Annotated in this window: 7 protein-coding genes; all 7 read right to left on the reverse strand. The window is 68.4% G+C overall.

Annotated features, from left to right (window positions below; all coding sequences use genetic code 11):
* Positions 1-84 precede the first annotated feature (84 nt).
* On the reverse strand, positions 85-5,490 hold the full coding sequence (pulA, locus tag ABZ281_RS16810; RefSeq protein ID WP_356656160.1) for a pullulanase-type alpha-1,6-glucosidase: 5,406 nt from the start codon (positions 5,488-5,490) through the stop codon (positions 85-87).
* 239 nt (positions 5,491-5,729) lie between these two features.
* A complete protein-coding gene (locus ABZ281_RS16815) occupies positions 5,730-6,743 on the reverse strand; it encodes an RNA-guided endonuclease TnpB family protein (protein WP_356656170.1) in 1,014 nt (337 codons plus the stop codon).
* A 66-nt stretch (positions 6,744-6,809) separates the two neighbouring features.
* Positions 6,810-7,025 (reverse strand): helix-turn-helix domain-containing protein, encoded by a 216-nt coding sequence (locus ABZ281_RS16820; protein WP_356656162.1) that lies wholly within the window; start codon positions 7,023-7,025, stop codon positions 6,810-6,812.
* A gap of 169 nt (positions 7,026-7,194) precedes the next feature.
* A complete protein-coding gene (locus ABZ281_RS16825) occupies positions 7,195-8,568 on the reverse strand; it encodes an alpha-amylase family protein (RefSeq protein ID WP_356656164.1) in 1,374 nt (457 codons plus the stop codon).
* Positions 8,569-8,687: 119 nt separating this feature from the next.
* A complete protein-coding gene (locus ABZ281_RS16830; RefSeq protein ID WP_356656172.1) occupies positions 8,688-10,388 on the reverse strand; it encodes a glycoside hydrolase family 13 protein in 1,701 nt (566 codons plus the stop codon).
* Between the two features lie 146 nt (positions 10,389-10,534).
* Positions 10,535-11,443 (reverse strand): carbohydrate ABC transporter permease, encoded by a 909-nt coding sequence (locus ABZ281_RS16835; protein ID WP_356656166.1) that lies wholly within the window; start codon positions 11,441-11,443, stop codon positions 10,535-10,537.
* A gap of 14 nt (positions 11,444-11,457) precedes the next feature.
* The gene (locus ABZ281_RS16840; protein ID WP_356656168.1) at positions 11,458-12,462 is read right to left on the reverse strand and encodes a sugar ABC transporter permease; all 1,005 of its coding nucleotides are present in this window, start codon (positions 12,460-12,462) and stop codon (positions 11,458-11,460) included.
* Between the last annotated feature and the right edge of the window lie 97 nt (positions 12,463-12,559).

Raw genomic sequence — 12,559 nt, forward strand, 5'->3', positions numbered from 1 at the left:
GTACTGCAACACCCCCGTCCCAGGGGGTGGGGGGGGGGGTGGGAGGGGCGGTGGGTCACGGCCCGTCCCACCCAACGTAGTGCGCTATCCGGCGGACCGGGTGAAGACGGCGACCGTACGCCCCGGAACGGCGAACGTGCCCGATTCGACCGCGTAGGAGGAGGACTTGACGGTAGAGTCCGCCCCCGCCGCCTGCACCGGGTGCAGCCGGTAACCGGCCCCGGCGAGTGCCGGGACGCGCTGTTCCTGCTTCTCCGGCGTGGCGTTGAAGACGACGACGAGATCACCGAGACGCATGGTGATCACGCCGGGTGTCTCGTCCTCGCCGGACAGCGGGAAGGACAGCCGGGACTGCACCCGCTCGGTCGTGCCGAGGGAGAAGTCCTTCTCGGTGCCGCGGATCCGCAGCAGGTCGCGGTAGGCGGCCGAGGTGCCCTCGATCTGCTCGCAGCCCACCTTGACCGTGCTCAGCAGGGGCTTGGCGTACGGCCACTTGTCGGTGTTGTCGGCCGCCATGGGCAGTCCGCGGCCGAAGCCGTTGCCGTCCTCGCACCTCCAGTGGACGGCGTTGAACCAGTCGCCGCTGTCGTAGGAGTTGCGGTCCAGGGACTTGGAGCGCAGCAGGTCGGTGCCCGCCTGGGAGAGGGCCGGGCCCTGCGAGAGGGTGGCCGTCGCCATGGCCAGGACCTGCATCCGGGCCCGGTCGGCGGCGCTCGTCGAAGCGGGCAGCTTGAAGGCGAGCGCGTCGAACAGGGACTCGTTGTCGTGGGCGTCGGCGTAGGCGAGGGCGTCACCGGGGGCGTCGGCGTAGCCGGCGGGGGCGCCGTTGTAGTCGACCTCGGAGCCCTTGACCTCCTTGCCCGCGGTGTCGGTGAACCGGTAGCCGGCGAGGTTGCCGGAGAGGCCGACCTTGATGAGGTCCTGGTAGTGCAGCAGGCGGGCCTTCTGCTCGGCGGGAGTCCCGTTGTTCTTCGAGGAGTTGGGGTCGGTGTACAGGCCGGAGGCGAAGCCCTGGACTCCGGGGTCCTCGTCGAAGGGGCCGCCGCCGCGGACCGCGTCACGGGCACGGTCGGAGAAGGTGGCGATGCCGGTGCCGGCCATGTTCTTCTGGGTGGCCTGGACGAACCGGGCGTCGTCGGCGATCTCGCCGAAGTTCCAGCCCTCGCCGTAGAGGATGATCTTCTTGCCGTCGACGCCGTCCTTCTTGAGGGTCAGCGCGTCGAGGGCCCCCCGGACCGCGAGGATGTTGGCCTTCGGGTGGTGGCCCATGAGGTCGAAGCGGAAGCCGTCGACCTTGTACTCCTTCGCCCAGGTGACGATCGAGTCGACGACGAGCTTGCCCATCATGGCGTTCTCGGTGGCGGTGTTGGCGCAGCAGGTGCTGTTCGCGACCGAGCCGTCGGCGAGGAGCCGCTGGTAGTAACCGGGCACGATCCGGTCCAGGACGGAGGTGTCGGCCTGGCCGCTCGCGGCGGTGTGGTTGTAGACGACGTCCATGACGACTCGCAGCCCGTCGTCGTTGAGGGCCTTCACCATTCTGCGGAACTCGACCGTGCGGGCGGTGCCGTCCGGGTCGGTGGCGTAGGAGCCCTCGGGGACCGTGTAGTGGTACGGGTCGTAGCCCCAGTTGTAGGCGTCCCTCGCGGCGGTCTTCCCGACGCATTCCTGCTGCTTGTCGGAGTCGGCCGGGAAGGAGGCCAGGTCGCAGTCGGGCTTCGCCTGGTCGGCCTTCTTCTCCGGGATGGTGGCGATGTCGAAGGCGGGCAGCAGGTGGACGTAGGAGGTGCCCGCCTTCGCCAGCTCGCGCAGGTGCTTGCCGCCGTCGGCGGCCTTGTCGGTGAAGGCGAGGTAGGTGCCGGGGTGTTTCGCCGTCCGGTCCTCCACGGAGAAGTCCCGGATGTGCAGCTCCTGGATCTGCGCGTCCTTCAGCGGTACGGCCCGGGGCTTGGTGTACGCCGACCAGCCCGACGGCTTCAGCGCCTTGTCGTCCAGGTCGACGACGAGGCTGCGCTTCGAGTCGGCGGTGAGGGCGAGGGAGTAGGGGTCGGTGACCTTGTTGGTGACGACCTTGCGGACACTGGGCGCCCAGACCTTCACGACGTACCGGTAGGGCTTGCCCTTCCAGGACTTCGGGCCGGTGACGGACCAGACACCGGTGGCGCTGTCGCGGCGCATGGGGACGGCCTTGCCGCCGAGTTCCAGGGCGACGGACTGTGCGGTCGGCGCCCACACGGACAGCGTGGGGCGGCCCTTGGAGAACGTCGGCCCCAGGCCGGCCTTGGTGGCGCCGGGGTACAGGTCGTCGAGGACTCCGGCGATCTGGACGCCGGTCGCGGCGAGCACCGCCCCGTTCGCCGCATGCTGGGTGGCGACGACCTGGCCGCGCAGGGCCTCGCGGACCCGGTCGCGGTCGCGCGGGTCGACGGTCCAGGCGTCGTACTCCTTCAGATGCGGGAACTTCGCCTTCTGGGCCTCGGACAGCTCGCCCCTCGACAGGCGCAGCCACTTCGCGTCACCGGTCAGGGCGCCGTCCTTCGCGGCGATCGAACCGTCGCGGGAGTACAGCAGCTGGGTGGAGGCGGCGGCGTCGGAGCCGTTCCAGGCGAGGGTGTTCCGGTCGATCCAGACGGCCTTGGAGGTGGTCGGGTCGAGGGCCGCCGCGGTGCCCGCGGGCTGCGGGAGCAGGTACTTCTCCTGGCCGTTCACCAGCCACACCTCGTGGCCGTTCGCCTTGAGGTCGAGCGACTGGTCGATGGGCAGGTCCTTCTCGTCGCCCTTGTGGATGATGTAGCTGAGGCCGGTGGCACCCTCGGTGAGCGGCACCTCGTAGACAGCGCCATAGGAATCAGTCTTCACCGGCTTCAGGGGGTTCGACCAGTCGGTGGGGTTCGCGGCGCCGGTCCAGACGTGCAGGCCCCAGCCGTCGTAGTTCCCGTCGGCCCGGTGGTAGTGCAGGACGGCCTTGGTCTTGTCGGGCGCCGGAGAGTCGGGGCGCTCGGTGGTGACGGTGTCCTTGCCCTGCTCGATCCAGACCTCACCGGTCTTGGTGACGTCGATCGTGCGGTCGGTGGAGACGTCCTTGTCGCCGTCCTTGTCGATGACGAGGAAGCCCACGTTCGAGGCGCCGGGCTTGAGCTTGACCCAGGCGAAGGCACCGTAGGCGTTGCGGCCGGTGAAGGGGTGGCTCTTCGGCCACTCGGTGGCCTCGCCCTCGGCGAGGTCGCCCCAGGCGTACAGGCCCCAGTCGGCGTAGTCCCCGTCGGCGCGCTTGTAGTGGACGATCGCGTAGTCGCGGGAGGAGGCGGTGGGCGGCTCCTCGGCGGGCGGAGTGCCGGTGGTGGAGGCGGCGAGGGCGCTCGCGGTGCGGCCGGCCGAGTCGATCACGACGGCCTTGTAGCGCAGGGCCGTGCCGGGGGCCACGTTCTTCCCGAGGGTGTGGGTGACCTTGTAGGGGGCGTGGTCGGCGGAGCCGAGGGTCTGCCACTTTCCGTTGCCGGTCTGGGCGGCGAAGACGACCCGGTTGAGCTGCCCGCCGTCCACGTCCGCGGAGATCTCCGCGGTGCCGGTGGCGCCGGCGGCCGGGGCCTTCAGGGTGATCGTGGGCGCGGTGGCGGGCTCGGCGAGCCTGCCGGACGCCTTGAGGACGACCGCCGCGCCGGCCGGGACGGTGACGGTGAGCTTCTTGTCGCCGTCGCTCTTCGGGGAGGCGTCGGTGCCGTGGATGCCCTTGAAGGTCATGCCGGCCGAGCCGGTCGGGAAGCTCGCGGTCTTCGCCTCACCCGCGTTGTTGAAGGCGACGACATACTCGGTGCCGGTCTTCGCGTCGGTGCGGGAGAAGGCGTAGACGCCCGGGCCGTCGGCCGCGTACCGCTGCTGCTGGACGCCGTCGGTGAGGGCCGGGTTGGCCTTGCGGAGCCGGGCGAGGGCGCTGATCTGCCGGTAGAGCGGGGCCCTGGTGTCGTAGGCGTCCTCGGCGTGGGTGCGGTCGGTGCCGATGCGGTCGTCGTCGAGATAGTCGGCGGTGCGCGAGGCGAACATGCTCTGCCGGGCGTCCTTGTCGCCGCCCGGGCCGGTGAAGCCCTGTTCGTCGCCGTAGTAGACGACGGGGTTGCCGCGGCTGAGGAACATCAGCTCGTTGGCGAGCTCGTCCTTGGCGAGGAGTTCGGCGTCGGTGGCCTTCGGGTCGTCCTGCTTCAGGAACGATCCGATGCGGCCCATGTCGTGGTTGCCGAGGAAGGCGACCTGCTCGTACGCGTTGGCCTTGCCGGTCGTGTACTTGTAGTCGTCGCCGAAGACTCCCGCGAGCTGCTGGGCACTGCCGCCCTGCGAGGCGTACTGGCGGGCCGCCTCCTGGAAGGGGAAGTCGAGCGTGGCGTCGAGGCGGCCCTGGGTGACGTAGGGGGCGGTGACGTCCGTGTCGGCCGAGTAGACCTCGCCGAACATGAAGAAGTCGTCACGGCCCCGCTTGGCCGCGTACGCGTCGAGGGCGGTGGCCCACTGCGTCCAGAACTCCATGTTGACGTGCTTCACGGTGTCGATCCGGAAGCCGTCGACGTCGAAGTCCCGTACCCAGCGCTGGTAGATCCTCTCCATGCCCCGCACGACCTCGGGCCGTTCGGTCCACAGGTCGTCGAGCCCGGAGAAGTCGCCGTGCGCGGAGCTCTCACCGGCGAAGGTGGAGTCGCCGCGGTTGTGGTACATCGTCGGGTCGTTGAGCCACGACGGGACCTTGACGTTCTTCTTCGCCGCGGGGACGGTCGGGGTGCGCGGGAAGGAGCCGGTGCCGACCTCGGGGAAGTCCCGTCGCCCGTCCGCGTAGTCGGCGTCGTCGAACGGCTTCCCGTCCTTCGTCAGGTACGGGAAGGCGCCCTTGGAGAGGTAGTCGTAGGACTTCTCCTCGTAGTCGACGACATCCGCCGTGTGGTTGGTGATGACGTCGAAGAAGACCTTCATGCCCTTGGCGTGGGCCTTGGAGATGAGGTTCTCCAGGTCCTGGTTCGTCCCGAAGTGCGGGTCGACCTGGGTGAAATCCGTGATCCAATAGCCGTGATAGCCCGCCGAGGCGTTAGAGCCGTTGCCCTGTACCGGCTGGTTCTTGAAAATCGGAGCCATCCAGAGGGCGGTGGTGCCCAGGCCCTTGATGTAGTCGAGCTTCTTGGTCAGGCCCTTGAGGTCGCCGCCCTGGTAGAAGCCCTTGTCGGTGGGGTCGTAGCCGGTGGCGAGGCGGGAGCCGGTCAGGCCGCCTTTGTCGTTGCGCGGGTCGCCGTTGGAGAAACGGTCCGGCAGAACGAAGTAGAACTGCTCACGGGTGGCGTCGTGCCGGGCGGGCTGGGCGGCCAGCCTGGCGTCGGACGGGGGCGCCGGCGGGGTGGCCGCCCCGGCGGCGAGCGGCTGAACGAGCGCTGCGGCCAGCGCGGTCACGGTGACCGCGGCGACCCGTCCGGCATGCGCGGTTCGACGCCTCGACGGCACCGGCCATCTCGCTTTCAAGATGTGGACTCCTTGCGACGTACGGCTCTTCGGGTCCGACCCCGCGCGACCGTATCGCCGCCGCAAGCTTTTCAGCAAGAGTCTTGAAACGATCGGTAAGAGCTTTCAGCAGGGCGAGTTGGTCTGTCTCAGCAGACCCAGCCGCCTGTACAGCTGAAGGCGACATCGTTCGACCTCGCGAACGGGTCGGACTTAGTGTCCGCCTGCCCCAGGAAGACGTTGGCCAGGATTTGACGTCCTCAACCACGTGAACGTGGTTGATTCCCGCCTGCCCTGCCGCGCGCAGCAGCGGAGCTTCGGGTGGGTTCCTGCTTCATCGAGCCCTGCCCCGGCTTGCGGGGTCTGGCGTGCTCTCCACAGGCGTTTTGACGCTCCGCCTCGTGCCGGATTTCAGCGGCACGTTTCCGTCCAGCGGCGCGTATGTTGGCCTCGGCGTTCTCGTCCCGGTCGTGCCGGGTTCGGCACTCCGTGCACGTCCACACGCGAACGTGCAGCCCGTGGCGGCCCTTGGGACCGGTCAGGCGCCCGCACCCTGGGGCGGAGCACTGCTGGGTGGACGGGAACCACCGGTCGATCTTGATGAAGGTCCGCCCGTACCGTAGGCATGTGGCCTCCAGGGTGCGGACGAACCTGCCGAGGGACTGGTCGTGGACGCTCTTGCCGAGCGTGCCGCGACGGGTGGCCATGCCCTTCACGTTCAGGTCCTCCGCGTAGACCGCGTGGCTCTCGCGGACGATGCGGGTGGTCTCCTGCTCCATGAAGTCGCGTCGCTGGTCGGCGATGCGCGCATGGATCTTCGCCACGGCATGCTTGGCCTTGCGCCGGTTGTTCGACCCTTTCTGCTTGCGAGACACAGCCCGCTGAGCCCGCCTGAGCTTGCGTTCCTGGCGGCGGAAGAACTTCGGGGAAGCGATCCTCCGGCCACGCAGCACGGCATAGCAGGACAGGCCCAGGTCGATCCCCGTGTCCGTCTCCTCCGCATCCAGTTCGGGCAGCGGCTTGTCCTCCACCTCGACGACGAACGAGGCGAAGTAGCGGCCGGAGGGTCCTTGATGACCGTCACCGACGACGGCTTTGAGGGCAGCCGGCGCGACCAGCGCACCTCGACTTCGCCGATCCTCGGCAGCCGCAGCTTGCCGCCCCTCGTGATGGACCAGCAGGCGTTCGCCGTGAACCGGACCGCCTGCCGGGCCGTCTTCTTCTTGAACTTCGGCGGGGCCATCTTCGGCCCCTCGCGGGTGCCGTTCCTCGATGTGAAGAAGTTGCTGTACGCGGTCTCCAGGTCCCGCAGGGACTGCTGGAGCACCACCACGGACACCTCACCGAGCCAAGCCCAGCTCCGGAGTCTTCTTGGCCTCGGTGATGACCCGCTTCGACAACTCGGCCGCCGTCGGGCGCGGCAGACCCTGCCCATAGGCGTCACGACGCAGTCGAAGGGCGTCGCTCCAGACGACGCGGGCGCACCCGAACGCCCTCGCCAGACTGGCTCGCCGAGAAGCGCTCGGGTACACACGTACGTTGTACCGGAGCTTCATGCCGATCACCGTACGGGCGCACGGTCGACCCACCGCCCCAAAGATCACATCCAACCGAAACCGTGCGCTCTATGAGCAAGCGTGTTCCAGTCCGCTGCGATCACGCGACGGTTCGAATCTTCACCGGCCACTTGGTTCCTGAACGGAACCCGGCACCCCGTCAGGAAACTCAACAGCCTGACTTCCCGGCATAGATCGCCAGGGCAGTGTTCGAGCCCAGGGTGGCCGTGAACTGGCCGCTGGAGTTCACCGTCACGGTCGTGTTGCTCTGCACATCGCAGTACGTCCCGGCAGGCAGCGACGTCTGGTACGTCCGGCTCAGCGAGCCCGACTCGTGGTTGATAGCGACGAAGCCCTTGCTGCCCCGCCCGAACGCGATGGCGTCGTTGCCGTTGTCCCACCAGTTGGTGACCGACCCACCGTGCGTTGCGTTGCGGAAGGCGACCATGGACTTGATCTCCGGCCAGTTGTGCTGGCACTTCCATCCGTCCTGCCAGCAGGCGTTGACCGTGCCGCCGTTGGGCGGGCCCGCATCCGTGTCCGAGAACTCGTAGCCGGAGTTGACGTCCGGGGCGCCGTAGGGCCAAGCGAGCATGAAGACGTGGGCCAAGGTGTAATTGGCGCCGTCCTTGTAGTTCAGAGTACTGCCGTTGCGTTCCGTGTCATGGTTGTCGACGAAGACACCGGAAACGGAGCTGCTCATGTAGCCCCAGCCCTCGCCGTAGTTCTTCAGGTAGGCGAGGTTCTCGCTGTTGAAGACGCGCTTGAGGTCATAGGCGTACCGGAACTCCTGCACGTCCCCGTTGCCCGTGTACTCGGTGGGCTGGACGGCCTCGCCGCTCCCGTAGATGGCCTCCTGCTTCCAGTACACGGAGGTGTTCGTGAGCCGTGACTTGATGTTGGCGAGATCAGCGGCGTCCGTGTGCTTGGCCGCGTCGATGCGGAAGCCGTCGACACCGAGGGAGAGGAGGTCGTTCATGTACCCGGCGATGGCGCCGCGGACGTAGGACTCCCCGGTGTCCAGATCGGCGAGACCCACCAGCTCGCAGTGCTGGACGTTCCAGCGGTCCTGGTAGTTGCTGATCTGGCTGGTGCAGTCGTCGAAGTCGTACGACGAGTACAGGCCCGGGTAGTTGTACTTCGTGTACGACGAGCCGCCGGTCCCGGTGCCGCTGCCCGCCGACATGTGGTTGATGACGGTGTCGACGACAACCTTGACGCCGGCCGCGTGGCAGGTGTTCACCATGTTCTGGAAGGCCGCGCGGTCGCCGAGCCGGCCGGCGATCTTGTAGCTGACCGGCTGGTACGAGGTCCACCACTGCGAGCCCGGTATGTGCTCGGCGGGCGGCGAGACCTGGACGTAGCCGTATCCGGCCGGCCCGAGGGTGGTGGTGCACTCGCGTGCGACCGAGGCGAAGTTCCACTCGAAGAGGACGGCGGTGACGTCCTTGGTGCCAGGTGGGGAGGCCTGCGCACCAGTTGGGTTCATGACAACCGAAGCCGCGGCGAGCGCGACGGCGGTGGCGAGGTATCTGCGTGCCATGTGGGGTTTCCTTCTTCGTTGAAGGTTCTTGCTGCAAGGTTCAGAAACCTTGCGGTGACGCAGATAGTAAGGGCCCGCCACCCGAAAGGGCAGCGGGCCGTACGAAATTCAAAGGAAAATCAGGCGCGGGTCCCCGCGGTCGCGGTGGTCCACCACACCGTGGTGTCGGCCGGCACCTTCGCCTCGTCGTCGACCTCGACGATCTCCCCGCTCGCCACCAGCACCCGGCCGTACGCCGGCATCGCCACCGACTCGCCGGTGGTGTTCGCGACGCACACGAACTCCCCGCGCCGGAAGGCCAGCACGCCCTCGGGCGCCCGCAGCCACTCCACGGAGGTGCCGGCGCCGAGGTCGGGCTGCTCACGGCGCACGCGCAGCGCGGCCCGGTACAGCTCCAGGGTCGAGCCGGCCTCTCCGCTCTGCGCCTCGACGCTCAGCTCGCCCCAGCCCTCGGGCTGGGGCAGCCAGCTGCCTCCGTCACCGAAGCCGTACGACGAACCCGTCCTGGTCCACGGGATCGGCACCCGGCAGCCGTCACGGAAGCCGTCCTGGCCCGCGCCCCGGAAGTACGCCGGGTCCTGGCGCACCTCGTCCGGCAGGTCGACGACGTCGGGCAGGCCGAGCTCCTCGCCCTGGTAGACGTACGCCGAGCCGGGCAGCGCCAGCATCAGCAGGCTCGCGGCCCGGGCCCTGCGCAGGCCCAGTTCGCGGTCCCCGGCCAGACGGATCTGGGTGCCGAGGCCGGGCGGGTTGGCGAAGCGGGTGGCGTGCCGGGTCACGTCGTGGTTGGACAGCACCCAGGTGGCGGGGGCGCCGACCGGGCGCATGGCGTCCAGGGTGCGGTCGATGACCTCGCGCATCTCCTCGGCGTCCCAGTGGGTGCTGAGGTACTGGAAGTTGAAGGCCTGGTGCAGCTCGTCGGGGCGGACGTAGTGCGCGGTCCGCTCGATGGTCGGGGTCCAGGCCTCGGCGACGAAGATGCGCTCGCCCGAGTACTCGTCGAGGATGAGCCGCCACTGCCGGTAGATCTCGTGCACACCGTCCTGGTCGAAGAACGGCATGACATCGTTGCCCAGCAGTTTCACCTGGTCGTGGGATCCAAGGTCGGGCAGCCCCTGCGCCTTCACCAGACCGTGGGCGACATCGATGCGGAAGCCGTCGACGCCCATGTCCAGCCAGAAGCGCAGGATGGAGCGGAACTCGTCGCCGACCGCCGGGTGCTCCCAGTTGAAGTCGGGCTGCTCGGGGGCGAAGAGGTGCAGGTACCAGTCGCCGGGCGTGCCGTCGGGTTCGGTGACCCTGGTCCAGGCCGGGCCTCCGAAGATCGACTCCCAGTCGTTGGGCGGCAGCTCGCCGTTCTCGCCCTTGCCGGGGCGGAAGTGGTAGCGCTCCCGCAGCGAGGAGCCCGGGCCCTCGGCGACGGCCCGCTTGAACCACTCGTGCTGGTCGGAGGAGTGGTTGGGGACCAGGTCGACGATGATCCGCAGGCTCAGCCGGTGGGCGTCGCGGATGAGTGCGTCGGCGTCCAGGAGGTTGCCGAACATGGGGTCGACAGCACGGTAGTCGGCGACGTCGTAGCCGGCGTCGGCCTGCGGAGAGGCGTAGAAGGGGCTGAGCCACACGGCGTCCACGCCGAGGGCGCGCAGGTACGGCAGGCGGGTGCGGACACCTTCCAGGTCGCCCATGCCGTCACCGTTGCTGTCGGCGAAGCTGCGCGGGTACACCTGGTAGATCACCGCGTCCCGCCACCAGTCGCGGCGCTTTGCGACGGCCACAGCAGACGTGGGGGTGGGGGTCGGTGCAGCTGAGTGCTGGCTCATGTCGTCCTTGATGCGTAACAGGAGGTCGGTCATGGAAGGCGTGGGTGGGGTGACGAGGCGGCCGCGGCACAGCGGGGTCGGATGGGCGCCGCGGCCGCCTCGGGCTCGTGAAGTGCGGTTCGGCGGCGCCCCGAGGGGCGCGTGCGTCACCCCTTCGTGCCGCCGGCGGTGAGCCCGGTCACCAGGTTCTTCTGCACGAGGTAGAAGAACAGGGCGGCCGGTATCGCGATCAGTACCGCCGTCGCGGCCATCAGGTTGCGCTGCGCGTCGTGTTCGCTGACGAACGTCTGCAGACCGACGGCGAACGTGTACTTGTCGTCGCTCAGCATGAACGTCGAGGCGAACGCGACCTCACCGAAGGCGGTGAGGAAGCTGTAGAACGCCGCGACCGCGAGGCCCGGCTTGGCGAGCGGCAGGATGAGCCGCGCGAACGTGCCGAAGGGGGTCAGCCCGTCGACGCGCCCGGCCTCGTCGATCTCGAACGGGATGGTGTCGAAATAGCCCTTCATCAGCCAGGCGCAGTACGGCACGATCGTGGTGCAGTTGACCAGGATGAGACCAAGGTAGCTGTCGATGAGCTGCAGATCCGAGAGGATCTGGTACATCGGCACGATCAGTACCGCGATCGGGAACATCTGGGTGACCAGCAGCACCCACATCAGCTTCCGGTAGCCGGGGAACCGCATGCGGGAGACCGCGTAGCCGGTGGACGCGGCGACGACGACGCCGATGAGCGTCGTGCCCAGCACCACGACCAGCGTGCTCTTCAGCCAGTCGAAGAAGCCGGTGTCCTGCAGGACGTAGGTGTAGTTGTCGAGCGACACCTTGCCCCAGATGCGCCCGGGGTGGAGGTAGTCGTCCTTGTCCGGTCCGAGGGACAGGAAGACCAGCCAGGCGACCGGGAAAAGCGCGGTCAGGCTGGCGACGATCAGCACGGCGTGGGAGGCGAGGGAGGCGCGGCGGCTGTGTTCGCTGCGGCCGCGGACCTTGCCGGGGGCGGTCGCGGGGCGCCGCTCGCCGGCCGGTGCGGAGCTCTCGACGGTGGTCGTACTCATGGGGAACTCCTGCCTCAGATCGTGAGCTGCTGCTCGTTGCGGTTCAGCCAGCGGCGGTAGAAGGAGGTGAAGACGATCAGGATGGACAGGAGCAGGATTCCGTAGGCGGCGGACTGGGCGTAGTCGCGCGGCTGCTGCCCGAAGCCCAGTTGGTAGGCCCACGTGACGAGGATCTGGGCGTCCGGTGCGGTGTTGCCGAACAACAGGAAGATGATGGCGAACTGGTTGAAGGTCCAGATGACACCGAGGAGTACGACCGTCGTGCTGACGGACCTCAGACCGGGCAGGGTGACGTAGCGGAATCGCTGCCAGGCGTTGGCGCCGTCCATTTCGGAGGCCTCGTAGAGGCTCGCGTCGATCGACTGCAGGCCGCCGAGGAGCGAGACCATCATGAACGGCACACCGCACCAGGTGTTGACCATGATCGCGGCGAACCGCTGCCAGAAGGTGTCCTCCAGCCACAGCGGTGTCGGCAGACCCAGGCCCTCCAGGGCGGTGTTGATGACACCGCCGTCCGCGAGCATGAAGCGCCAGCCGAAGACGGTGACGAAGGTCGGCACCGCCCAGGGCAGCACGAGGATCATCCGGTAGAGCGTGCGGCCGCGCAGCTTCTGGTTGAGCAGCAGGGCGAGGCCGAGACCGATGCCGTAGTGCAGGGCGACACAGGCCGCCGTCCAGAAGACCGTCCACAGGAAGTGCGACCAGAAGCGGTCGTAGGCCGTCGGGCCCCAGAGGATGTCGGCGTAGTTGTCCAGGCCGATGAACTTGTACGTGGCGTCGATGTGGTTGACGCCGATCGTGCGGGCGGTGTTGAGGCTGGTGGCGTCGGTGAGGGTGAGGTACAGGCCGTACACCAGCGGGTACACCACGAGGACGCCGAGCACGACGGCCACCGGGGCGATCATCGCGTAGGCGTACCAGTGCTTGTGGAAGCCGTTCTTCAGCCGCTGGGCCGGCCCGGGTCGCGGTTCCCGCTCACCGCGCCGCTTGCCGGTCGCTCGGTCGATGGCGACTGTCATGGTTCGACACCTTCTGGAGGTTCAAGGAGGTCAAGGAGAGCTGCCCGGGCTCAGGCGCAGGCGCGTGCCGGTGGCCGCCGGATCCCCTCCCCTCATG

Source organism: Streptomyces sp. NPDC006265, from assembly GCF_040613555.1.
In the GTDB taxonomy this organism is placed as follows: Bacteria; Actinomycetota; Actinomycetes; order Streptomycetales; family Streptomycetaceae; genus Streptomyces.

Coding starts and splice junctions, on each gene's coding strand:
- ABZ281_RS16820 (WP_356656162.1), bottom strand. CDS start 7,025: ATGAAGCTCCGGTACAACGTACGTGTGTACCCGAGCGCTTCTCGGCGA.
- ABZ281_RS16825 (WP_356656164.1), bottom strand. CDS start 8,568: ATGGCACGCAGATACCTCGCCACCGCCGTCGCGCTCGCCGCGGCTTCG.
- ABZ281_RS16830 (WP_356656172.1), bottom strand. CDS start 10,388: ATGAGCCAGCACTCAGCTGCACCGACCCCCACCCCCACGTCTGCTGTG.
- ABZ281_RS16835 (WP_356656166.1), bottom strand. CDS start 11,443: ATGAGTACGACCACCGTCGAGAGCTCCGCACCGGCCGGCGAGCGGCGC.
- ABZ281_RS16840 (WP_356656168.1), bottom strand. CDS start 12,462: ATGACAGTCGCCATCGACCGAGCGACCGGCAAGCGGCGCGGTGAGCGG.